The following is a 23,552-nucleotide window of genomic DNA, read 5'->3' on the forward strand; positions in this document are numbered from 1 at the left end:
CTTCTCCCCGCCCCGCCCTTTCTCCGTTTCTCCCCCGGCTACCGCCGGGAGGTGCCCCCAGGGCTCTGCCCGGACCCGCGCCTCAAACGCCGGTCGGGGCTGGAAAGACCCCGGGGCTCCGCCCCGGACCCCGCGCCTCAAACGGCGACGGGGCTGGGTGGTGGCGGCGGGGCCGGAGACGCCCCGGGGGCTCTGCCCCCGACACCGCACGTCATTCTCCGGCGGGGCTGGTGATGCCGGCAGGGCCGGTCGGCCTGGTCGGCCTGCCCTGCCCGCTCAGCCCGGTCGGCCCAAACGGGCCGCTCGGTCGTCCGGACCGGCCCTGGCGCCGACGTGGTGGTTGTGGGCATCAGGATGGTCAGTCGATGCGGCGGGAGGGGCCCAGGAGGCCGGTTTCCGGTTCCGTGCCCTGGGTCATCACGAACTGGCGGTCCCGCGGCGTGCACCACAGCGTGACCCCGTCGCCCAGCGTCGGCAGGGAGTCCACCGCCGCCCGCGGCAGGTTCATCAGGCGGCCGAGCTGCTCCGCCTCGTCGGGGGACACCCGCTGGACGCCCACCAGCGAGGAGTTCTGCAGCAGCCTCGGCGCCGTCGGGCTCAGGTACGGCAGCAGGGTCAGTACCGACTGCCAGGGTCCCGCCACCACGCGCCCGCGCGGCGGCCGCATCCCGCAGTCGCGGATCACCAGCACCGGGCTGCCCGCCGACGCGCCCTGCGGCGGCACCCGGCCGACCTCGTGCAGCGTCACGCACTGCTGGCCGCCGCCCGCAGCCTGGGCCAGCCCGGACCACACCTGCCCGCGCCCGGTCTCCACCGCCACCCGCGCGCCCGTGGCCGCCGCGCGCAGCGCCAGCACCTGCGCCGTCCACAGGCCGCCGATCAGCGTCACCTCGTACGGCGTCGGCCGGTTGATGCCGAGCACCGCCGGACGCCCCTCGGCGTCCACGCCGATGACGACCCCGTCGTCCCCGATGGGCAGCGCCAGCGCGTCCAGGTCCGCCGCGGGGACCGCATGCCGTTCCCGGCGCGGGCCGATCAGCCCGAACCCGCCCCTCATCGCGCCCCTCCCAGCGGCAGCGAGGCCAGCAGCCCCGGTACCTGTTCACGGTCGAGCCGGACCAGCCCGGTGCGTACACCGCGGGCCGTCCGTTCCAGTTCCCGGCGGGCCGCCACGAGTTCCTCGTCGCTGCGCCCCGTGACCCGTACATGGCCGGTCAGCGTCACGCCCTGGCGCTCCGCCGGAGCCATCGTCAGGCTGAAGTTCGTCGCCAGCGCCGGCAGCGAGGTCAGCAGCGCCACGAACTGCGGCAGGGACGCCGCCCCGCTGCCGCCGAGCTGCGGCCAGCGACCTATCCAGTACGTGGTGTGCCGCCGGTCGTCGCAGCGCCAGATCCGCGCCGTCTCCTCCGTCCGCCGGCCGGTGCTCGCCGAGCGCCCCGCCTGCGTGATCGCCATCGGGTTCGCGCACGAGGAGGTGGCCAGTGCCGCCGTCAGCTCCTGCTCGGTGAGCACGGTGGCCCGGAACCCGGCCCCGGTCAGCCGGCTCGCCAACTGGTCGGCCGCCCGCACCACACAGCGCTGCGCGCCCGCCAGCCCGCCGCCGCGCGCGGTGACCGCCTCGGGGCACAGCTCCGGGTCGAGCTTGAGCGCGATCCACGTCAGCCGCACCGCCGGAGTGCCCGTGGTGGCCTGCAGCGGGGCGTAGTTGCGGGTGGCCATCGACTGGGCCGGCAGGTGCGGGGCCGGCGCCGGCTGGGTGTGCTGCACCAGCTGCGCAGACTCCAGCCGGATGCCGTCGACTTCGAGGATGTCCCGTACGAGGGCCAGCGGCAGCGGCCGGGCGCCGCGGTCGGGCCGCAGCGCGGTGGCGTCCGTGTCCACCTGCACGACGGCGGTCAGGAACGTCCCGTCACCCACCATCCCGACGGGCCGCCGGTCGCGGTCGCCGAACGTGAGGGTGCGCAGCGCCGGATCGGCCTCGACGAGCGGGGCCAGCCCCGGCTCGGTACCCGCGGGCACCGCGAACGACGCGGCCCGGCGCCGCCGGGAGCGCAGCGCGAGCGCGCCGCCGATCCACTCCGGCAGGGAGCGCTGGTGGCGGCGTACGACGGCGAGCACCACCAGGACGAGCGCCAGGGCGCCGGCGGGGATCAGCAGCATCGGCTCCACGACCCAGGCCGCCAACAGGGCGGCCACGGCGATCTGGAGCAGTACGAGTTGTTGCAATCGGAACGGGCCGAAGCGGCCCGGGCTCGACTTCGGATACGGCGTCACCCCGCCGCGAGCGGATGCGGGTGCACCCGTCTGCGGCTGCGTCGCGGTGGCCATCACTCGCCCACCTCCCCTTCCCGGGGCCGTACCCCGTGAGTGCCGGAGCCGGGCGCTGCCCGCCGCATGACCCCGGATCTCCCAATCCACCCCAACAAGCCCTGAATACCCCGACGACCCCTGAATCGTGCGGTCCGGAAGACAGTGAGCGGCGGCCTCACCCTACCCGGCCCCTGCGCACCCTCCGTCAAGAGGCATAGTAGGTCCCCGGTCCGACAATCGAGGCCCGGGGACCGTACTCACCGACCGGGCCGTGCGGGGAGAAGCAGGCGGTCATGGCATCACGACGTGATGAACTCAACGCGTACACCTTTGCGAAGCGGCGCACGGTGGCCGCGTTCCTCCAGCCTTCCGCCACAGGGTCCGAGGAAGGCGCGCCGCGTCCGCTGCGCGCGGTCCTGCCCGGGCTGGTGGCGGGGGCGCTCGTACTCGCCGCGTTCGGTGCCTGGGGAATGTTCAAGCCGCAGGCGCCCAAGGGCTGGGACGAGGCCGGCACCAAGGTCATCGTCGGCAAGCAGTCGACGACCCGGTACGTGGTGCTCACGACCAAGGTGAACGGCAAGGACCAGACCCGGCTGCACCCGGTGCTCAACCTGGCTTCCGCCCGACTCCTCCTGGATCCGCAGAAGTTCAAGGTCATCCAGATCGACGACAAGGTCCTGGACGCGGGCAAGCCGCCGCGCGGGCCCATCATCGGCATCCCGTACGCGCCCGACCGGCTGCCGGCTCCGCAGGACGCCGGCAAGGCGAAGCGCTGGGCCGTCTGCCAGGCGCCGGGCGGCAACGGCAAGACCGTGCAGACCGCGACGTTCGTCCTCGCCGACCGCGAGGCGGGGCTGATGGACGACGGCCGCAAGGTCACCGACAGTCAGATGCTGTACGTGCAGAGCACCGGCGGGGCCAAGGAGCGCTACCTGGTCGACGCGACGGGGACGAAGTACAAGTTCCCCGAAGGCGGCGCGGACGCCGGGAAGATGACCAACGCGCTGGTCGGCAGCACCGGCGCCACCCCGCAGCAGGTCACCGAGACGTGGCTGGCCACCCTCAACTCCGGAGACGACCTGGCCTTCCCGCAGCTGCCCGTCGCGGCCGGCACGAAGGCCGACGTGCAGGGCCTGACCACCGGAGACAACAAGGTCGGGATGGTGCTGAAGGCGCAGACCGGCTCCGGTACGCAGCACTACGTCGTGCTGCCCGGGAAGGTCGCGCCGGTCTCCGACTTCGTGGCGTGGCTGCTGATCTCGGCGCCCGCGACCGACGGCCTCAACATGCACGGAAAGCCCCGCGAGGTCGACCTCCAGTCGCTCAACCCGGACGCCACGGCCTTCAAGGGCGAGGCCAGGTGGCCGCAGAAGAAGTCCGACCGGATCAACCAGGCCGCCGGCTCCGGAGCCCGCGACACCGTCTGCAACGTGCTGCGCTCGGTCGACGGCCAGGGCAACCAGACGCTGAGCACCTGGGCCGGCACCGGATTCCCCATCGACATCACCGCCAGCGGTACGAGCGCGTACGTCACGCCGGGCTCGGGACTGCTCTACACGCAGGTCCAGGGCAAGCAGACCACCGCGGGCGGCTCCCTCTTCCTGGTCACCGACACCGGCCTGCGGTACGCCGTGCAGGCCAACGGGGACAGCGACGCCGAAAAGTCGAAGATCGGCGCCCCCGACCAGCCGAACGGACAGGCCGGCGCGGACGGCCGCCCCGAGGCCAGCCAGGCGCAGATCCGGCTCGGCTACGGGACGGTCACACCGGCCATGGTCCCCATCGCCTGGTCCGAGTTCCTCTCGAAGGGGCCGCGCCTGGACACCAACTCCGCCCGCCAGCCCCAGGGTTCGTGAGGACGCCGCCGATGCCCATGCCCTCGTACACGCGCAGCGCACTCGCCACCGCGGCCCTCGCCGTGGCCGCCCTGTCCGGCACGACCGCCGCGGCCGGTGCCGCCACCGCCGCCGCGCCGTACCCGGAACCCGTCCGCGCACCGGCCCTGGACCTCGCGGGCGCCGGCGAGTGCACCTTCCCCATGAAGAAGCAGATCGCCGACCGCCCCTGGGCCCTGCAGCGGCTGCTGGTCGACGAGCTCTGGGCGCAGACCAAGGGCAAGGACAAGAACGGCAAGCCCGTCCGCGTCGCGGTCATCGACACCGGCGTGGACCGGGCGAACCCGCAGCTCAGCGGCGCCGTCGACGTCGGCGCCGGCAAGGACTTCGTCGATCCCAAGGGCGGCGACGGCACGAGCGACACGGTCGGCCATGGCACCAAGGTGGCCGGGCTGATCGCGGCCCGACCGCAGGAAGGCACCGGCTTCGTCGGCCTGGCTCCCGACTCGACGATCATCCCGATCCGGCAGAACGACGGGCAGGGCAAGGGCAACGCCCTCTCCCTGGGCCAGGCGATCGACCACGCGGTGTCCAAGGGCGCCCAGGTCATCAACATCTCCCAGGACACCGACGTCCCCCTGAGCGCCGACTCCGAGCTCGGCAAGGCCGTCCAGCGCGCCATCGACGCGAAGGTCGTGGTCGTGGCCTCGGCCGGCAACGACGGCATGAGCGGCGAGAAGCGCAGGACCTACCCGGCGGCCTTCCCCGGCGTCCTCGCCGTGGCCTCCTCGGACCGCAACAACGAGCGGGCCGCGTTCTCCCAGCCCGGCGACTTCATCGGGGTCGCCGCGCCCGGCGTCGACATGGTCTCCACCGTCCCCGGCTTCGGCCAGTGCATCGACAACGGCACCAGCTTCTCGGCGCCCTACGTCGCCGGAGTCGCCGCCCTGCTGCGCGCGAAGCACGAGGACTGGTCCCCGCAGGAGATCGTGTGGCAGATCCAGGGCACCGCCGAGCGCTCGGTCAACGGCCGTGACGACTACGTCGGATGGGGCGTCGTCGACCCGGTCCGCGCGGTCACCCAGGACCACGACCGCCCCAAGGCCCCCGTCCCGGACCCCGGCCCGCCCCCGGCGGCCGCCCCCGAGGCGGCGGCGCTGCGGATGACCGAGACGGCGCAGGAGCGCGAGGAGCGGTTCGGTACGTACGCTCTCGGGATCGCAGGCGTGCTGATCGCGGTCATCGCCGGCACGGCGACGGTGGTCCGGGATGCCCGCAAGCGCCGAGGCCGTTTGCAGTGAACCGTCACAGTTCATCAACGGAAGCGGCCCACCGGTGTTGGGACCGTCCGATGAACTGGCTAGAGTGGCACCAGGCTTCACGACTGTGATCGGGGGATCGCGTGAGGCGGAGGGGGAGTTCCTGGGCGCGCGGCTCGAATCCGCGCCGGGAACGCCCGCTCTGCCGCGCAATCCGCCGGTTCTGCCGGCGAATTGAGAAGTGAGGAGCTTCGGATGAGCAATTTCGGACTCGCAGACGATCCGATCGTCCAGGCGAAGAACAAGATCGAGACGACGGCCCGTGCCGTCACCACCCAGTCCCGCGAGCTGGCCGACATCCTCGCCACGGTGAGCGCCGGCTGGACCGGTGTGGGTGCCTCGGGCTTCGTCTCCGCCCAGACGGTCGTCAACGAGGACCACGACGAGATCCGTCGTCTGCTCGGGGTGCTGCACAACGCGGTCTCGCAGACCAAGAACCTCAGCAACGCGCAGGACGACGAGGTGCGCGCGGCGTTCAAGAACGTGCAGGCCTCCGCGGGCCAGGGCGGCTCCGGCCTCAACGGCATCTGACCTGTCCTTTACGTCTTTACGTCGTTTCCCACTCAGCTCAGCGCGAAGGAGAAGAACATGGCTGGTTCCGACGGCCACACCAAGGTCCGGTATGAGACCGTCCAGGAGATGGCGAACCGCATCCGCGTCGTCTCGAAGAAGATCGTGACGGACCTGCAGGACATGGAGCAGGCCATCAAGGTCGTCACGGACACCTGGGACGGTGACGCGCACCAGGCGTACCTCACCCTCCAGAAGCAGTACAAGAGCAAGGCCGACGACATGCACAGGCAGCTCGAGCAGGTCGCCGCGCTGATCGAGCGCGGCAAGGGCGACTACCGCGCCACCGACCTGAAGGCCTCGCGCCTGTTCACCGAGGCCTACTGAGCCAGGTCGACCGCTGCCGCATGCGGATACGGGGCGCGCCCGCACCGGGCGCGCCCCGTCGTCGTACCCCGGGGTACCGGCGTCAGCGGGGGCCGCGGTCGAGGTCGAACTCCCCGTCCCTGGCCCCGAGCACGAAGGCCTCCCACTCGGCCGCTGTGTAGCGCAGGACGGTGTCCCGGTCGAGCGAGGACCGCATGGCCACGGCGCCCTCGGGCAGCCGGGCGATCTCGACCCGCTCCTCGTCGGGGCTGGTCCCGGGCGGGCCCTCCCACTCCACGCCGCTGATGTCGAGCGCGTACAGCTCGTCCTTCTCCTGCTGGGTGCCCATGTGCGGCCTTTCCCTCGGCGGTGCGGTGCTACCGCGGTCTTCACTGCCGATTATCGGTGCTCCGCGCGGCCCCGGGGGAGCGTTTCCCGTTGATCACGAGAAAGCGGGGCCCGGCCACCGGCCAGGCCCCGCTTCTTGTCTGCGCTCGTCGTCCGGTCCTACATTCCCGGCAGGCGGCCCAGCTGGACCAGGGACGTGCCGCGCTTGCGCGAGGAGAAGTACGCCCGGCCCGGGGGCATCGGGCGGGGGCGAACGTTGCCGATCAGGTCGCCTTCGGACGGGTCGCCCGACAGGACCACGCCCTGCGCGCCGAGCTCCTTGAAGCGCTGCATGAACGGCTCGTACAGCGAACGCGAGGCACCCGCCGAGTTGCGCGCGATGATGAAGCGGACACCCGTGTCACGGGCGAACGGCAGGAACTCCACCAGCGGGGCCAGCGGATTGCCCTGGCTGGTGGCCACCAGGTCGTAGTCGTCGATGACGATGAACACGTCCGGGCCGGTCCACCAGCTGCGGTCGCGCAGCTGCTGCGGAGTGACGTCGGTCGGCGGCTGCCGCCGGGAGAACACCCCGCCCAGCGCCTCCATGTGCGTCTGCAGCGAGCTCGCCATCGGCGCGTACTCCAGCAGGTGCTCCTCCGGCAGCGCACCGAGCAGGCTGCGCCGGTAGTCGCCGACGACGAGCCGGGCCTGGTCCGGGGTGTACCGCTCCGCGATCTGCTGGCAGATCAGCCGCAGCAGGTTCGTCTTGCCGGACTCGCTCTCGCCGAACACGAGGAAGAACGGGTCGCTCTCGAAGTCGACGAACACCGGCTCCAGGTCCGTCTCGTCGATGCCGATGGCCAGCCCGCGGCCGGGGTTGTCCCCGCCCCTGGGCAGCTGGTCGGCGTGCAGCAGGCGCGGCAGCAGCCGTACGCCGGGAGCCGCGGCCCCCGCCCAGTTCTGCTTCACCGCCGACACGAAGGCGGCCGTGGCCTCCGACAGGTCCTCAGGGTCGTGCGCACCGTCGATCCGCGGCAGCGCGCCGAGGAAGTGCAGCTTCTCCGCCACCTGCCCGCGGCCCGGCATCCCCGTCGGCACGTTCGCCGCTACCTTGCGGTCGAACTCGGAGTCCATGACGTCGCCGAGCCGCAGCTCCAGCCGGTTCAGCATCTGGTCCTTGAGCGCGGCGCGCACCTCCATGTACCGCGCCGCCGTGATCACCACGTGGATGCCGTAGCCCAGACCGCGCGAGGCGATGTCCGTGACCACCGACTCCAGGCCCTCGTACTCGGTGCGGAAGCCGCCCCAGCCGTCGACGACGAGGAACACGTCGCCCCACGCCTCGCCGGGCAGCTCGCCCGCCGCGCGCCGCCGCCGGTATGTGCCGATGGAGTCGATGTTGTTCGCGCGGAAGAACTCCTCGCGGCGGTTGAGGATGCCCCCCACCTCCGCGACCGTACGCCGCACCCGCTCCGGGTCCAGGCGCGAGGCGATCCCGCCGACGTGTGGCAGCTCGGCGATCGACGACATGCTGCCGCCACCGAAGTCCAGTCCGTAGAACTGCACCTCGCGCGGCGTGTGCGTCAGCGCGAACGAGGAGATCAGCGTCCGCATCAGCGTCGACTTGCCCGACTGCGGACCGCCGACCACCATCATGTGGCCGGCCGCACCCGAGAAGTCCCGGTACAGCACCTCGCGGCGCTGCTCGAAGGGCTTGTCGATGAGGCCGAGCGGTACGACGAGCCCGCCGGGCCGTGTGTACCCCTCCGCGTGCAGCCCCCGCTCCGCCGAAGGCGCCAGCGCCGGCAGAAGCTGGTCCAGCGGCGGTGCCTGGTCGAGCGGCGGCAGCCACACCTGGTGCGCCGGCACGCCCTGGCCCTCGAGCCGGGCCACGATCACGTCCAGCACCGTGTCCGCGAGCGCGTCGTCCTCCCGCTGCGACTGCGCCGCCAGGTACGCCGGGTCCGGCGCCGCGTACACGACCGGCACCGGCGTCGCCGTGAACAGCGCGGGGCGCCGCTCCACCGGGAAGAGGCCCACCGACAGGTCCGGCCCGCCCGAGCGGTAGGTGCCCGAGACGTACGCCGCCTTGAACCGCGTCATCTCGTCCGTACCGAACTTCAGGTAGCCCGAACCCGGCACCGACGGCAGGTGGTACGCGTCCGGCACGCCGATCGCGGTACGCGACTCCGCCGCCGAGAAGGTCCGCAGACCGATCCGGTACGACAGGTACGTGTCCAGCCCGCGCAGCTTGCCCTCCTCCAGGCGCTGCGAGGCCAGCAGCAGGTGCACACCCAGCGAGCGGCCGATGCGGCCGATCTGGATGAACATGTCGATGAAGTCGGGCTTCGCGGTCAGCAGCTCGCTGAACTCGTCGATGACCAGCACCAGCGAGGCCAGCGGCTCCAGCGGGGCACCCGCCGCGCGCGCCTTCTCGTAGTCGTGGATGTTCGCGTAGTTGCCCGCCGAGCGCAGCAGCTCCTGCCGGCGCTGCAGCTCACCGCGGATCGAGTCGCCCATGCGGTCCACGAGCGTGAGGTCGTCCGCCAGGTTGGTGATGACCGCGGCCACGTGGGGCATCTGCCCCATGCCCGTGAAGGTCGCACCGCCCTTGAAGTCCGCGAGGACGAAGTTCAGCGTCTCCGAGGTGTGCGTGACCGCGAGGCCCAGCACCAGCGTGCGCAGCAGCTCCGACTTGCCGGAACCGGTCGCACCCACGCACAGGCCGTGCGGGCCCATGCCCTCCTGCGCGGCCTCCTTGAGGTCCAGCATGACCGGCGCGCCGTCCTCGCCGACACCGATCGGCACGCGCAGCCGCTCACCGGCCGAACGCGGCCGCCAGGTACGGGCCACGTCGATCGAGGCCGCGTCGCCCAGGTTCAGCAGATCCGTGAAGTCCAGGTTGGCCAGCAGCGGTTCGTCGTCGTCCCCGCCACCGGTGCGCAGCGGCGCCAGCTGCCGCGCGAGCGCCTCCGCCGCGGGCAGCGACAGCGTGTCGGGTACGCCCTCGTACGCGATCCCCGCGCCCGACTCCAGCCGCAGCCGGCCCGGCCGCACCACGACCGACAGCCCGCCGCGCGGCTCGTCCAGCTCGCCCGCGACCACCTCGACGATGGTCACGCCCTGCAGTCCCTCGGCCGCCGCGAACGCCGAGTCCGGCGGCACCAGGCCGCCCCGGGAGTTCGCGTCCAGTACGACGACCAGGTGCGGCTGGTCCAGCACCGGGGAAACGTCCCGGCTGAACCGCGGCCGCCCCTCCAGACGCGGGGCCAGCAGCCCCTCCAGCTCGGCCAGGTCATCGCTGAACAGCCGCTTCGTACCGGCCCCGTCGACCTGCCCGGGGACCTGCGTGTGCGGCAGCCACTTCGTCCAGTCCCACGCGGGCACCGCGCCGGGCGCCGCCACCACGGCCACCACCAGGTCCTCGGGGGAGTGCAGCGTCGCCAGCTGTGCCACCAGCGCCCGCGCCGCCCCGCGCGCCGACTCCGGCTCGCCGGACACGGTCACGTGGTAGAACGCCCGCAGCGACACCGCCACCGGCAGCCCGTCCAGCGAGGAGTGCACCTTCAGGAAGCGCTGCATCGCCCCCGCCGTCAGCGGCTCCAGCTCGTCCACGGGCGCCGTGTCCGGCGCCACCAGCGGAGTCGCGAGGCGCTGCGCGCCCAGCCCGAGCCGGGCCTGGCCGAAGTCCTCGTCGCCGACGCGCCGCTCCCACAGCCGCGAACCCTCGGCCACAACCGACCACAACTGCTCGGGGGCCGGGTGCAGATACAGCTGCGCGTCGCGCTGCGCCCGCGCGGTCCTGCGGACCTGACGGCGGGTCTGCGCAAGATATTTCAGGTAGTCCCGCCGCACATCGGCCATTTGCCCCTGCGTACCGCGCCGGTGGCGCACCAGCTGGGCGAGGACCATGCCCACCGTGGACACCAGCATCAGCACACCCATGATGCGCATGAAGGGCGCCGCACCCGGCATGAAGAAGAAGACGACCGACGAGCCCATGCCGAGCATCGGCAGGAGCTGCATCAGCATGCCCTCCTGCTGCCCACGGGGAAGCTCCGGCGGAGCCTCCAGTCTCAGCTCGTCCGAAGGAACTTCGGGCGGCAAGGACCGCGGCGGGCGTTTGACGACGATCTGACTCACCGGAGCATCAATCCCTCGAAAACGGACGGGACGTCGCAACCGGCGCCCCCAAGTCCCGGGCGCGAAGGGGGTCTCCCCTGCGCGACGGTGATCCTACTTGCCGACAGTCACTCATACTCCCGGTAGGGTGGCCCGCGCAGTATGCGCATCCGCGAATCCAAGGCGAGAGCCCATGCATCCGCTTCGCCAACCAGGGGGGTCACACAGGTGAGTACGGCCGCAACGACGGGCTTCTGCAGGGTCACCGTCGTGGCTCCCGACAGCCGCATCGACGTCGCCCTTCCCGAGGACATCGCCGTCGCCGACGTCTATCCCGAACTCCTGCGCCTCACCGGCCAGACCCAGCCCGTCGGCGCCCCCACCGGTTTCCACCTGGTCCGGCGCGACGGCACGGTCCTCGAGGGCGCCCGCACGCTCGCGGCCCAGCAGGTCCTCGACGGCGAGGTGCTGAGCCTGCGCCCGTTCGCCGAGTCGCTGCCGCCGGCCGTGTTCGACGACGTCTCCGACGCCGTCGCCTCCGCCGTCGTCCGCGACCGCCACCTCTGGAGCGACGACATGTTGCGCGGCGCGGGCCTGGCAGGCGCCGCGCTGCTGCTCGTCCTGCTCGGCTTCGTCCTCTGGTACGCCGACCCGGTCCGCCACGACATGCACGGCCTGCCCGGCATCATTGCCGGCGCCGTGGGCGTGCTCCTCACCGCCGCCGCCGGAGTGCGCGCCCGGGTCTACGGCGACCGCGGCTCCGCCGTCGCCCTCGGCCTCGGCGCCCTCCCGCCCCTGCTGATCGCCGGCTCCGGCATCATCGCCGCCGGCGCCGGCGAAGGACCCGGCCGGCTGCAGTTCCTGCTCGGGTGCGTCTGCGTCCTGGTCGCCTCCGTGGCCCTGGTCGCGCTCACCCCCAACGGGGACGCCCCCTTCGTCGCGGCCACCTTCCTCGCCACCACCGGAACCCTGGCCACGTTCGTCGCCATCGTCACCGAGGCCTCCGCCACCGCGACCGCCGCCGTCTGCGCCCCCGTGGCCATCGGCCTCGTCGCCTTCCTGCCCGGCCTCTCCGCCCGCTTCGCCCGGCTGCCCATCGGCTACGCCGCCCCGCAGAGCGCCGTCGAGAGCTACGAGACCCCGGACCGCTACGAGACGGAGCCGTACGGTGACCCCGCCGGCTCCGAGCAGCTCGACCCGGGCACCCCGCTCGACGCCGAGGCCATCGCCACCCAGGCCCGCCGCGGCCACGAGATGCTCCTCGGCCTGGTCGGCGGCTGCGCCGCGGTCGTCGTCGGCTCCGCCGCCGTCCTCGGCTTCTCCGACAACACCTGGGGCCGGCTGCTGGCCCTCGCCACCGGGCTGGCCATGCTGCTGCGCGCCCGCCTCTTCCGCTACACCTCCCAGGTCGTCTGCACCCTGGTCGCCGGCCTGGCCGCCATCGGACTGCTGATCCTGGGCCTGGCCCTGCACCCGCCGGCCGACCTGGTCCGGGAGCTCGTCCAGTACCACGACCGCGGCGGCCTGGACCTCCGTACGATCTGGCTCTCCGCAGCCGTCGCCGCCGGCGCCGCCCTCCTCGCGGGAATTGCGCTTGTCATCCCCCGCAAGGGCCTGTCACCCTTCTGGGGACGGCTGCTCGACCTCACCGAGGCGGCAGTACTGCTCAGTCTTGTCCCGCTGGCCCTCGCCGTGCTGGACGTGTACGCCCGGGCCCGCGCTCTCACCAGCTGAGACAGGGGCCGCGCGGCAGCCTGGTACGCTGTGTGACGGCCGTTTGTGTACGCGCCCCCGGAAACCCTCTGGAGGCTGCGCTCAGCGGACCCCGCCTCCCGAGTTACGGAAGATCCCCAGAGAATTCGACCTGGGGCACTCGGTGGCCACGAAGACCTATACGAGGAGTACGCGTGTCGCTCGACGCCGCTACGAAGAAGCAGATCATTGCCGAGTTTGGTGCCAAGGAGGGCGACACCGGCTCCCCCGAGGTCCAGGTCGCGATGCTCTCCAAGCGCATCACGGACCTGACCGAGCACCTCAAGACCCACAAGCACGACCACCACTCCCGTCGTGGTCTGCTGATCCTGGTCGGCCAGCGTCGCCGCCTGCTGCAGTACCTGGCCAAGAAGGACATCCAGCGCTTCCGTGCGCTGGTCGAGCGCCTCGGCATCCGCCGCGGTGCGGCCGGCGTCAAGTAAAGACGCTGTGAAGGGAGCGGTTCCCACACTGAGGGGGCCGCTCCCTTTGCTGTACGTGCAGTCGCTCTACGTGCGGGACGTACCGGACGCTTTGTAGTCTGGACGCACGTGCATGGCGAACCACGTGCACAACTGAAGAGGAGGAGCGCCCTCCCTACGCCGCCGGTCCTCGGTAGTGGTACCCGGAGAGCCCCACGGGCACCGGACCGGGTACTTCGATCGAAGACCGGCCCGCACGCAAGGAGCGCTTCTCCGCAACCGTCCGCAGCCACACGGGCAGCGGACGGAGACGACGAAAATGGAGAAAACGCTAGTGGAGAACGAGACCCACTACGCCGAGGCCGTCATTGACAACGGTTCCTTCGGCACCCGCACCATCCGCTTCGAGACGGGCCGTCTGGCCCGCCAGGCCGCCGGCTCCGCCGTTGCCTACCTGGACGACGACACGATGGTGCTTTCCGCCACCACCGCGTCGAAGAAGCCCAAGGACCAGCTCGACTTCTTCCCCCTGACGGTGGACGTCGAGGAGCGCCAGTACGCGGCCGGCAAGATCCCCGGATCCTTCTTCCGCCGCGAGGGCCGCCCCTCCGAGGACGCGATCCTCACCTGCCGTCTGATCGACCGCCCGCTGCGCCCGTCCTTCAAGAAGGGCCTGCGCAACGAGATCCAGGTCGTCGCCACGATCATGGCGCTCAACCCGGACCACCTGTACGACGTCATCGCGATCAACGCCGCGTCCGCGTCCACCCAGCTGGCCGGTCTGCCCTTCTCCGGCCCGATCGGCGGCGTCCGCGTCGCGCTGATCCGCGGTCAGTGGGTGGCCTTCCCGACGCACACCGAGCTCGAGGACGCCGTCTTCGACATGGTCGTCGCGGGTCGCGTCCTGGACGACGGCGACGTCGCGATCATGATGGTCGAGGCCGAGGCCACCGACAAGACCATCACCCTGGTCAAGGGCGGCGCCGAGGCTCCGACCGAGGAGATCGTCGCCTCCGGTCTGGACGCCGCGAAGCCCTTCATCAAGGCCCTCTGCAAGGCCCAGGCCGACCTGGCCGCCAAGGCCGCCAAGCCCGAGGGCGAGTTCCCGGTCTTCCTCGACTACCAGGACGACGTGTACGAGGCCCTCGCGGCCGCCGTCAAGGGCGAGCTCTCCCAGGCGCTGACCATCGCGGGCAAGCAGGACCGCGAGGCCGAGCTGGACCGCGTCAAGGAGATCGCCGCCGAGAAGCTCCTCCCGGCCTTCGAGGGCCGCGAGAAGGAGATCTCCGCCGCCTACCGCAGCCTGACCAAGGCCCTGGTGCGCGAGCGCGTCATCAAGGACAAGGTCCGCATCGACGGCCGCGGCGTCACGGACATCCGTACGCTGGCCGCCGAGGTCGAGGCCATCCCGCGCGTGCACGGCTCGGCGCTGTTCGAGCGTGGCGAGACCCAGATCCTGGGCGTCACCACCCTGAACATGCTCCGCATGGAGCAGCAGCTGGACACCCTCTCCCCGGTGACCCGCAAGCGCTACATGCACAACTACAACTTCCCGCCGTACTCCGTCGGTGAGACCGGCCGCGTGGGCTCGCCCAAGCGCCGCGAGATCGGCCACGGCGCGCTCGCCGAGCGCGCGATCGTGCCGGTCCTCCCGACCCGCGAGGAGTTCCCCTACGCGATCCGTCAGGTGTCCGAGGCCCTCGGCTCCAACGGTTCGACGTCCATGGGCTCGGTCTGCGCCTCCACCATGTCGCTGCTGAACGCCGGTGTGCCCCTCAAGGCCCCCGTCGCCGGTATCGCCATGGGCCTGATCTCCCAGGAGATCGACGGCAAGACGCACTACGTCGCCCTCACCGACATCCTCGGTGCGGAGGACGCCTTCGGCGACATGGACTTCAAGGTCGCCGGCACCAAGGAGTTCGTCACCGCGCTCCAGCTGGACACCAAGCTCGACGGCATCCCGGCCTCCGTCCTGGCCGCCGCCCTGAAGCAGGCCCGCGACGCCCGCCTCCACATCCTCGACGTGATGATGGAAGCGATCGACACGCCGGACGCGATGTCCCCGTTCGCCCCGCGGATCATCACCGTCAAGATCCCGGTGGACAAGATCGGTGAGGTCATCGGCCCCAAGGGTAAGATGATCAACCAGATCCAGGAGGACACCGGCGCCGAGATCACGATCGAGGACGACGGCACCATCTACATCGGTGCCTCCGACGGTCCGGCCGCCGAGGCCGCCCGTGCCACGATCAACCAGATCGCCAACCCGACCATGCCGGAGGTCGGCGAGCGCTACCTGGGTACGGTCGTCAAGACCACCACCTTCGGTGCCTTCGTCTCCCTCATGCCCGGCAAGGACGGCCTGCTGCACATCTCGCAGATCCGCAAGCTCGCCGGTGGCAAGCGCGTGGAGAACGTCGAGGACGTGCTCGCGGTCGGCACCAAGGTCCAGGTGGAGATCGCCGAGATCGACTCGCGCGGCAAGCTCTCCCTGATCCCCGTGATCGACGGCGAGGCCGCCGGCGACGACGCTGACAAGGACGACTCCGACAAGTGATGTCGCGTAGTTCCCGTGTGACGGCCCGCCCCTCTTCGGAGGGGCGGGCCGTCGCCCGTACCCAAACCCTTCTCCAGGGGCAGAACGGCATCGGCACCGTCCGGCGCACCGTCCTGCCCGGCGGACTGCGCATCGTCACCGAGACGCTGCCCTCCGTCCGCTCCGCCACCTTCGGCATCTGGGCGCACGTGGGCTCCCGCGACGAGACGCCCACGCTCAACGGTGCCACGCACTACCTCGAGCACCTCCTCTTCAAGGGCACCGCCAAGCGCAGCGCCCTCGACATCTCCTCCGCGATCGACGCGGTCGGCGGCGAGATGAACGCCTTCACGGCGAAGGAGTACACCTGCTACTACGCACGGGTGCTCGACACCGACCTGCCGCTGGCGATCGACATCGTCTGCGACATGCTCACCGGATCGCTGATCCGCGAGGAGGACGTCGACGCCGAGCGCGGCGTCATCCTCGAAGAGATCGCGATGACCGAGGACGACCCGGGCGACTGCGTGCACGACCTGTTCGCGCACACGATGTACGGCGACACCCCGCTGGGCCGCCCCGTCCTCGGCACCGTCGACACGATCAACGCCCTCGGCGCCGACCGGATCCGCCGCTTCTACAAGAAGCACTACGACCCCCGCCACCTGGTGGTGGCCGCGGCCGGCAACGTCGACCACAACAAGGTCGTACGCCAGGTCCGCGCGGCCTTCGAGAAGGCCGGCGCCCTCCGGCACACCGACGCAGAGCCGATCGGCCCGCGCTCCGGAGCCAAGCGCATCCGCACCTCCGGCCGCGTCGACCTGATCAACCGCAAGACCGAGCAGGCCCACGTGGTCCTCGGCATGCCCGGCCTGGCCCGCACCGACGAGCGCCGCTGGGCGCTCGGCGTGCTGAACACGGCCCTCGGCGGCGGCATGTCCTCCCGCCTCTTCCAGGAGGTCAGGGAGAAGCGCGGCCTCGCCTACAGCGTGTACTCGTACACCTCGGGCTTCGCCGACACCGGGCTCTTCGGCGTGTACGCGGGCTGCCGCCCGAACCAGGTCCACGACGTGCTGCGGATCTGCCGCGGCGAGCTCGACAAGGTCGTCTCCGAGGGGCTCACCGACGAGGAGATCAAGCGGGCCATCGGCCAGCTGTCCGGCTCCACCGTCCTCGGCCTGGAGGACACCGGCGCGATCATGAACCGCATCGGCAAGAGCGAGCTCTGCTGGGGCGACCAGATGTCGGTCGACGACATGCTGGCCCGGATTGCGTCCGTGACCCCGGACGACGTCCGCTCGGTCGCGCAGGATGTACTGGCCCAGCGGCCGTCGCTCGCGGTGATCGGCCCGCTGAAGGAGAAGCAGGCCGCCCGCCTCGACGAAGCGGTGTCCTGAGACCCCGAGACCCTGGATACCTTGAGGCCGGGCACCGGCCGCCGGCCGGAGCCCGGCCCGTACGACAGGAAGCGAAGAAGCATGAGCAGCAAGCTGCGGGTGGCCGTTCTCGGCGCCCAGGGCCGCATCGGCTCCGAGGCGGTCAAGGCCGTCGAGGCCGCCGAGGACATGGAACTGGTGGCCGCCCTCGGCCGCGGCGACAAGCTGGAGACGGTGGCCGAGGCCGGCGCGCAGGTCGCCATCGAGCTGACCACCCCCGCCTCGGTCATGGAGAACCTGGACTTCCTCATCCGCCACGGGATCCACGGCGTGGTCGGCACCACCGGCTGGAACGAGGAGCGACTCGCCCAGCTGGACACCTGGCTCGCCGCCTCCCCGCAGACCGGCGTGCTCATCGCCCCGAACTTCTCCATCGGCGCCGTCCTCACCATGAAGTTCGCCGCCCAGGCCGCCCGCTACTTCGAGTCCGTCGAGGTCGTCGAGCTCCACCACCCGAACAAGGTCGACGCCCCCTCCGGCACGGCGACCCGTACGGCGCAGCTCATCGCGGCCGCCCGCGCCGAGGCCGGCTGCGCCCCGCAGCCCGACGCCACGGCCACCGCCCTGGACGGCGCGCGCGGCGCGGACGTCGACGGCGTCCCGGTGCACGCGATCCGCCTGCGCGGCCTGCTGGCCCACCAGGAGGTGCTGCTCGGCGGCGAGGGCGAGACCCTGACCATCCGTCACGACTCCCTGCACCACAGCAGCTTCATGCCGGGCATCCTGCTCGGCGCGCGCCGCGTCGTGCAGCACCCGGGCCTCACGTTCGGCCTGGAAAACTTCCTCGACCTCGGCTGATGAGCAGGCAGTAGTACCCATGCGCGCGAAGATCACTTACTTCCTCACGGCCGCCGTCCTGGTCGTCTACTTCGTCCTGGCCGGCAGCCGGGGCGTGCTGCTGATCCGGCAGGGCACCTGGCTGACCGTGACCTTCGGGACGGCCGTGCTGATCCTGCCGGTCATCGGCGTCTGGTTCCTCTGGAAGAACACGCAGTTCGTGACGAAGGCGAACCAGCTCGCGACCGAGCTGGAGGCCGAGGGCGGACTGCCCGTGGACGAGCTGGAGCGGGACGAGTACGGCCGGATCGTGCGGGACTCCGCCGACGAGGTCTTCGCGCGCCGCAAGGCCGAGACGGAGGACGCACCGGGGGACTGGCGCAGCTGGTTCCGCCTCGCCGTCGCCTACCACGACGCCCGCGACACCCCGCGGGCCCGCAAGGCCATGCAGCGGGCCATCGCCCTGCACGGCGGACCGCGCGGCTGAGCCGGCCCGCAAGCCCTGAGCCCCGCAGGTAAACCCTGGAAGCCCGTACAGCCGCCTGAGCGGATCCTGTACGGGCTTCCAGGGCACTGCACGTCGGTGTCAGGCGGGCACGGCCCGGTACTCGTCGGCCCAGGCCTCGACCATGTCGGCGGCCCGGTCGAACGCCTCGGCCCGCGACAGGAAATCGGCGTTGTGGTCGGTCAGCAGCACCGGCAGCTCCGCGCCGTCGCGGGCGGCCGCCGTCAGGGCCTGGCCCTGGACGGTCCGCGGCAGCCCCAGCCAGCGCACAGGCTGCTGGACCGTACGGACCTCGGTGATCTCGTCCCAGCCGATCGAGCAGGTCCGGAAGAAGCCCACCCGGCGAAGCCCCGCGGGGCTCACCCAGACGCCCGCCATGAGCAGGCGCAGCGCCGACCCGATCACGCCGAGCGCGGCGGCCACGCAGACACCGGCACCGGCCCAGGCGCCCGCGAACGCGATGATCATGGTGGCGAGCAGCATGAACGCCGCGAGCAGGAGCAGCACGGCGGCGCCGGCCACCCGCCAGGGCCCGGGTCGGTACGGCCGGCGCCAGCGGTCGGGGTCCGCGTGGGCCAGTACGTCCTCGTCGGCAGTGGTTTCGTGCGCGTCGAACGCGCGGTCGGCCGTCAAGAAGGGCAGGGGCACGGCTGTACCTCACTCACATGCACGTTCGGTTGGGCTGTGCCCGTGAGGCTACCGCCCCTCGGAGGCCTCCGACTGCTGCGACTTGGCGGGCGCCTGGTGGGGCTGCAGTGCGGGCATGCCGAAGAGCAGGGAGCCCACGAGCCCCGCCACCACGGTCAGGCCGACCAGACTACGGGCGGCCATCTGGGCCACGCCCAGCCGCTCGCGCGGCGGCGGAGTGACATTGCTGCGGAAACGGTCGGCCTCGGCGACGAAGGCGAACGGGACGGGTTCGCTCCGGCGAAACATAGAGCGACTCTCCTCACGGTCAGGGCCCTGGGGCGGCGGTGGCGGGTGCGTGTGGCGTGTACTGGTGAAGACGTACGAGCCGCCCAATCGGTGCCTGAATTCGGGACATTAACCAAATTTTATGGCTGGGCGCCGGCTGAAAGGGTGACGGAGCCGCCGCCGTGGCCTGTGCCTGATCCGCGCGAGAGCTGCGCGGGGACCCGCCGGCTGCGCCGTAGAGTGGGCGCGCCCCAAGTGAGTCGTTCGGAAGGACCCCCCGGTGAGCGAGACCGCCGCTTCAGACCTGAAACCCAGCTTCCGCAGTGATGTGACGGTGGAGCTGGTGAAGCACTCCGCCGCCGACTCCGACGTGCTGTGGGCCGCCCGTGTCTCCACGGCCGGCGAGCAGTCCCTCGAAGAGCTGCAGAAGGACCCGGAGCGCTCCAAGGGCCTCATCAACTACCTGATGCGGGACCGCCACGGCAGCCCCTTCGAGCACAACTCGATGACCTTCTTCATCAGCGCCCCGATCTTCGTGTTCCGCGAGTTCATGCGGCACCGCGTCGGCTGGTCGTACAACGAGGAATCGGGCCGCTACAGGGAGCTCGAGCCGGTCTTCTACGTCCCGGATGCCGAGCGCAAGCTCGTCCAGGAGGGCCGCCCGGGCAAGTACGTCTTCGTCGAGGGCACCGCGGCCCAGCAGGAACTGACGGGCCGGGTCATGGAGGACTCGTACCGTCAGGCCTACGAGGCCTACCAGGAGATGCTGGCCGCGGGCGTGGCCCGCGAGGTTGCCCGTTCGGTCCTGCCGGTCGGACTTTTCTCCTCGATGTACGCCACCTGCAACGCGCGCTCGCTCATGCACTTCCTCGGCCTGCGCACGCAGCACGAGCTCGCGACCGTCCCCTCCTTCCCGCAGCGGGAGATCGAGATGGTGGGCGAGAAGATGGAGCAGCACTGGGCCGCGCTCATGCCGCTGACGTACGCCGCGTACAACGCCAACGGCCGCGTCGCCCCGTAAGGATCGGTACGGCCTGATGGGCACGGATGGACCCACTCCGTACAGATGTACGGAGTCAAGTCCGAAGTGTTCGTATTGCCACGTTTCGTAAAGTTCATCTAGGCTGATCAAACGGACCCGGCACTGCTTGAACCCCCGAGCAGGCAGTGCCGGGATCCAACAGACCTCCCAGCCCGTGCCGGGAGCCACACCCTCTTGACGTCCCCCGAGGGGACAACGTGAGCATGGCAGCGAGTAGCGTGTTACCCATGGCTCCGATCTCGACTCCGCAGACCCCCTTCGGGCGGGTCCTCACCGCCATGATCACGCCCTTCACGGCGGATGGCGCACTCGACCTCGACGGCGCGCAGCAGCTCGCCGCCCACCTGGTGGACGCAGGCAACGACGGCCTGATCGTCAACGGGACCACCGGCGAGTCCCCGACCACCACCGACGCGGAGAAAAACGACCTCGTACGAGCCGTCCTCGAAGCGGTCGGCGACCGTGCCCACGTCGTCGCCGGCATCGGCACCAACGACACCCGGCACACCCTCGAGCTGGCCCGCCAGGCCGAGCGCACCGGCGCACACGGCCTGCTCGCGGTGACCCCGTACTACAGCAAGCCGCCGCAGGAAGGCCTCTACCGGCACTTCACGGCGATCGCCGACGCCACCGAGCTCCCGGTGATGCTCTACGACATCCCCGGCCGCAGCGGCGTCCCGATCAACACCGAAACTCTGGTGAGGCTCGCCGAGCACCCCCGTATCGTGGCCAACAAGGACGCCAAGGGCGACCTCGGCCGCGCCAGCTGGGCCATCGCCCAGAGCGGACTCGCCTGGTACTCCGGCGACGACATGCTGAACCTGCCGCTGCTGTCCGTCGGCGCCGTCGGCTTCGTCTCCGTGGTCGGCCACGTGGTCACCCCCGAGCTCCGCGCGATGCTCGAGGCCCACCTGGGCGGCGACGTCCAGAAGGCCACCGAGATCCACCAGAAGCTGCTCCCCGTCTTCACCGGCATGTTCCGCACGCAGGGTGTGATCACCACCAAGGGCGCGCTGAACCTGCAGGGCCTGCCCGCGGGCCCGCTCCGCCTCCCGCTGGTCGACCTGACGGCCGAAGAGACGGCCCAGCTCAAGATCGATCTTGCCGCCGGCGGGGTACAGCTCTGACATCAGACTTCACAACTGAATAAGCAAGACGAACAAAACAGACGAATGCAAGTGCACGAATGACATGCGCGCCACGCGCCTTACGACGAGGTACGTGGCGTGTGTGGTGAGGAGACACTTTTGAGCCATCCGCACCCTGAACTCGGCCCGCCGCCGAAGCTCCCCAAGGGCGGCCTCCGGGTCACCCCGCTGGGCGGTCTCGGCGAGATCGGCCGCAACATGACCGTCTTCGAGTTCGACGGTCGCCTGCTGATCGTCGACTGCGGCGTTCTCTTCCCCGAGGAGGAGCAGCCGGGCGTCGACCTGATCCTGCCGGACTTCTCGTCCATCCGGGACCGCCTCGACGACATCGAGGGCATCGTCCTCACGCACGGCCACGAGGACCACATCGGCGCCGTCCCCTACCTCCTCCGGGAGAAGCCGGATATCCCGCTGATCGGCTCCAAGCTGACGCTGGCCCTCATCGAGGCCAAGCTCCAGGAGCACCGCATCCGCCCCTACACCCTCGAGGTGAAGGAAGGCGAGCGCGAGAACCTCGGCCCCTTCGACTGCGAGTTCATCGCCGTCAACCACTCCATCCCGGACGCCCTGGCCGTGGCCATCCGTACGGGCGCGGGCATGGTCGTGTGCACCGGTGACTTCAAGATGGACCAGCTCCCGCTGGACAACCGCCTCACCGACCTGCACGCCTTCGCGCGCCTGAGCGAAGAGGGCATCGACCTTCTCCTCTCGGACTCGACGAACGCCGAGGTCCCGGGCTTCGTCCCGCCGGAGCGCGACATCTCCAACGCCATCCGCGGAGTCTTCGCGGGTGCCCAGAAGCGGATCATCGTGGCGTCCTTCGCCAGCCACGTGCACCGCATTCAGCAGATCCTCGACGCCGCCCACGAGTACGGCCGCCGGGTCGCCTTCGTCGGCCGCTCGATGGTCCGCAACATGGGCATCGCCCGTGACCTGGGCTACCTGCGGGTCCCGGCCGGCCTCGTCGTCGACGTGAAGACCCTCGACGACCTGCCGGACGACGAGGTCGTGCTGGTCTGTACGGGTTCCCAGGGCGAGCCGATGGCGGCCCTGTCCCGCATGGCCAACCGCGACCACCAGATCCGGATCGTCCCCGGCGACACCGTGATCCTCGCGTCGTCGCTGATCCCGGGCAACGAGAACGCGGTCTACCGCGTGATCAACGGCCTGACCCGCTGGGGCGCCAACGTCGTGCACAAGGGCAACGCCAAGGTGCACGTCTCCGGCCACGCCTCCGCAGGTGAGCTGCTGTACTTCTACAACATCTGCAAGCCGCGGAACCTCATGCCGGTCCACGGCGAATGGCGCCACCTGCGCGCCAACGCCGAGCTCGGCGCCATGACGGGTGTCCCGAAGGACCGCATCGTCATCGCCGAGGACGGCGTGGTCGTCGACCTGATCGACGGCAAGGCCCGAATCTCCGGCAAGGTCCAGGCCGGCTACGTGTACGTGGACGGCCTGTCGGTCGGCGACGTCACCGAGTCCTCGCTCAAGGACCGCCGGATCCTCGGCGACGAGGGCATCATCTCGGTCTTCGTCGTGGTGGACAGCACCACGGGCAAGGTCGTCAGCGGCCCGAACATCCAGGCTCGCGGCTCCGGCATCGAGGACTCGGCCTTCGCGTCGGTCCTGCCGAAGATCGAGGAAGCCATCGCCCGCGCCGCCGCCGACGGCGTCGCGGAGCCGCACCAGATCCAGCAGCTCATCCGCCGGACCATGGGCAAGTGGGTCTCGGACGGCTACCGCCGCAGGCCGATGATCCTCCCGGTCGTCATCGAGGTCTGAGCCTCGCCGTAGCGCCGTCACTGGAGCGGGGCAACCGGATTTGCATCCGGGGGCCCCGCTCCAGTACGTTTACGGCTCCACCTCGCACGGACCCCCGGCATGCACGCGTGCCCGGACGTGTTCGGCGAGCGGGTGGGATTCAAGACCCAGGGAGACCTGATAAAGTCTGATCCGCCCGAAAGGGAAAGGCCCTCCAACGGCCACCGAATTCAAATCAACTCCGGAAACGGAGCGGAAAGAATCTGGTAAGGTTGGAACCGCCGGAAAGGGAAAACGCGAAAGCGAAGGACCTGGAAAGCGAGCGGGACTGGCTCTGATAGAGTCGGAAACGCAAGAACGAAGAACGAAAGCCCGGAGGAAAGCCCGAGAGGGTGAGTACAAAGGAAGCGTCCGTTCCTTGAGAACTCAACAGCGTGCCAAAAATCAACGCCAGAAGTTGATA

Annotated in this window: 20 protein-coding genes; 13 read left to right on the forward strand and 7 right to left on the reverse strand. The window is 70.7% G+C overall.

The genetic code is table 11. The features are described from left to right. Window positions 1-358 precede the first annotated feature (358 nt). Window positions 359-1,057 (reverse strand): hypothetical protein, encoded by a 699-nt coding sequence (locus tag AB0M76_RS41550; protein ID WP_365957962.1) that lies wholly within the window; start codon window positions 1,055-1,057, stop codon window positions 359-361. Continuing rightward, the gene (eccE, locus tag AB0M76_RS41555; protein ID WP_365957963.1) at window positions 1,054-2,328 is read right to left on the reverse strand and encodes a type VII secretion protein EccE; all 1,275 of its coding nucleotides are present in this window, start codon (window positions 2,326-2,328) and stop codon (window positions 1,054-1,056) included. The genes AB0M76_RS41550 and eccE overlap by 4 nt, the downstream gene beginning before the upstream one ends. 275 nt (window positions 2,329-2,603) lie before the next feature. On the opposite strand from eccE, the gene eccB reads away from it, so the two are divergent. From eccB to AB0M76_RS41575, 4 genes are all read left to right on the forward strand, one after another. After that, on the forward strand, window positions 2,604-4,166 hold the full coding sequence (gene eccB / locus AB0M76_RS41560) for a type VII secretion protein EccB (RefSeq protein ID WP_365957964.1): 1,563 nt from the start codon (window positions 2,604-2,606) through the stop codon (window positions 4,164-4,166). 17 nt (window positions 4,167-4,183) lie between these two features. Then, window positions 4,184-5,446 carry a type VII secretion-associated serine protease mycosin gene (gene mycP, locus AB0M76_RS41565; protein ID WP_365957976.1) on the forward strand — a complete coding sequence of 421 codons (1,263 nt, stop codon included), beginning with the start codon at window positions 4,184-4,186 and terminating at the stop codon, window positions 5,444-5,446. A gap of 213 nt (window positions 5,447-5,659) precedes the next feature. Beyond that, window positions 5,660-5,995: a hypothetical protein gene (locus tag AB0M76_RS41570; protein WP_266663167.1), complete on the forward strand. Its 336-nt coding sequence runs from the start codon at window positions 5,660-5,662 to the stop codon at window positions 5,993-5,995. 57 nt (window positions 5,996-6,052) lie between these two features. Then, window positions 6,053-6,361, forward strand: coding sequence for a WXG100 family type VII secretion target (locus tag AB0M76_RS41575; RefSeq protein WP_365957965.1), 309 nt, complete (start codon window positions 6,053-6,055; stop codon window positions 6,359-6,361). 82 nt (window positions 6,362-6,443) lie between these two features. Here AB0M76_RS41575 and AB0M76_RS41580 read toward each other — a convergent pair whose 3' ends face one another. Further along, the gene (locus tag AB0M76_RS41580; RefSeq protein WP_030303613.1) at window positions 6,444-6,689 is read right to left on the reverse strand and encodes a DUF397 domain-containing protein; all 246 of its coding nucleotides are present in this window, start codon (window positions 6,687-6,689) and stop codon (window positions 6,444-6,446) included. Between the two features lie 158 nt (window positions 6,690-6,847). Further along, complete coding sequence (gene eccCa, locus AB0M76_RS41585) at window positions 6,848-10,813, reverse strand: type VII secretion protein EccCa (protein ID WP_365957966.1); 3,966 nt, start codon at window positions 10,811-10,813, stop codon at window positions 6,848-6,850. A 207-nt stretch (window positions 10,814-11,020) separates the two neighbouring features. On the opposite strand from eccCa, the gene eccD reads away from it, so the two are divergent. The 6 genes from eccD (at window position 11,021) to AB0M76_RS41615 (ending at window position 18,202) form a co-directional block, all read left to right on the forward strand. Next, entirely contained in the window at window positions 11,021-12,526 is a 1,506-nt protein-coding gene (gene eccD, locus AB0M76_RS41590) for a type VII secretion integral membrane protein EccD (RefSeq protein WP_365957967.1), read from the forward strand. 173 nt (window positions 12,527-12,699) lie between these two features. Next, window positions 12,700-12,987 (forward strand): 30S ribosomal protein S15, encoded by a 288-nt coding sequence (rpsO, locus tag AB0M76_RS41595; protein WP_048475599.1) that lies wholly within the window; start codon window positions 12,700-12,702, stop codon window positions 12,985-12,987. Window positions 12,988-13,300: 313 nt separating this feature from the next. Then, window positions 13,301-15,523: a polyribonucleotide nucleotidyltransferase gene (locus tag AB0M76_RS41600; RefSeq protein WP_365957977.1), complete on the forward strand. Its 2,223-nt coding sequence runs from the start codon at window positions 13,301-13,303 to the stop codon at window positions 15,521-15,523. Continuing rightward, entirely contained in the window at window positions 15,520-16,899 is a 1,380-nt protein-coding gene (locus tag AB0M76_RS41605) for a pitrilysin family protein (RefSeq protein WP_365957968.1), read from the forward strand. Before AB0M76_RS41600 ends, AB0M76_RS41605 begins: the two co-directional genes overlap by 4 nt. Window positions 16,900-16,980: 81 nt before the next feature. Further along, window positions 16,981-17,736 (forward strand): 4-hydroxy-tetrahydrodipicolinate reductase, encoded by a 756-nt coding sequence (gene dapB / locus AB0M76_RS41610; RefSeq protein ID WP_365957969.1) that lies wholly within the window; start codon window positions 16,981-16,983, stop codon window positions 17,734-17,736. A gap of 19 nt (window positions 17,737-17,755) precedes the next feature. Further along, window positions 17,756-18,202 carry a hypothetical protein gene (locus tag AB0M76_RS41615; RefSeq protein ID WP_365957970.1) on the forward strand — a complete coding sequence of 149 codons (447 nt, stop codon included), beginning with the start codon at window positions 17,756-17,758 and terminating at the stop codon, window positions 18,200-18,202. A gap of 99 nt (window positions 18,203-18,301) precedes the next feature. Here AB0M76_RS41615 and AB0M76_RS41620 read toward each other — a convergent pair whose 3' ends face one another. Together AB0M76_RS41620 and AB0M76_RS41625 are read right to left on the reverse strand one after the other, a co-directional pair. Then, window positions 18,302-18,868 (reverse strand): PH domain-containing protein, encoded by a 567-nt coding sequence (locus tag AB0M76_RS41620; RefSeq protein ID WP_365957971.1) that lies wholly within the window; start codon window positions 18,866-18,868, stop codon window positions 18,302-18,304. A gap of 48 nt (window positions 18,869-18,916) precedes the next feature. Then, window positions 18,917-19,156, reverse strand: a complete 240-nt coding sequence (locus AB0M76_RS41625) for a hypothetical protein (protein WP_365957972.1) — start codon at window positions 19,154-19,156, stop codon at window positions 18,917-18,919. Between the two features lie 259 nt (window positions 19,157-19,415). Here AB0M76_RS41625 and thyX point away from each other — a divergent pair, with 259 nt between their 5' ends. From thyX to AB0M76_RS41640, 3 genes are all read left to right on the forward strand, one after another. Next, a complete protein-coding gene (thyX, locus tag AB0M76_RS41630; RefSeq protein WP_053786195.1) occupies window positions 19,416-20,156 on the forward strand; it encodes an FAD-dependent thymidylate synthase in 741 nt (246 codons plus the stop codon). A gap of 248 nt (window positions 20,157-20,404) precedes the next feature. Next, window positions 20,405-21,304, forward strand: coding sequence for a 4-hydroxy-tetrahydrodipicolinate synthase (dapA, locus tag AB0M76_RS41635; RefSeq protein ID WP_365957973.1), 900 nt, complete (start codon window positions 20,405-20,407; stop codon window positions 21,302-21,304). 120 nt (window positions 21,305-21,424) lie between these two features. Then, a complete protein-coding gene (locus AB0M76_RS41640) occupies window positions 21,425-23,110 on the forward strand; it encodes a ribonuclease J (protein WP_365957974.1) in 1,686 nt (561 codons plus the stop codon). A gap of 214 nt (window positions 23,111-23,324) precedes the next feature. Here the strand turns inward: AB0M76_RS41640 and AB0M76_RS41645 are convergent. Further along, window positions 23,325-23,552: hypothetical protein (locus tag AB0M76_RS41645; protein ID WP_365957975.1), on the reverse strand; the 228-nt coding region annotated here is incomplete at its 5' end.

It is taken from the genome of Streptomyces sp. NPDC051364 (assembly GCF_040682115.1).
In the GTDB taxonomy this organism is placed as follows: Bacteria; Actinomycetota; Actinomycetes; order Streptomycetales; family Streptomycetaceae; genus Streptomyces.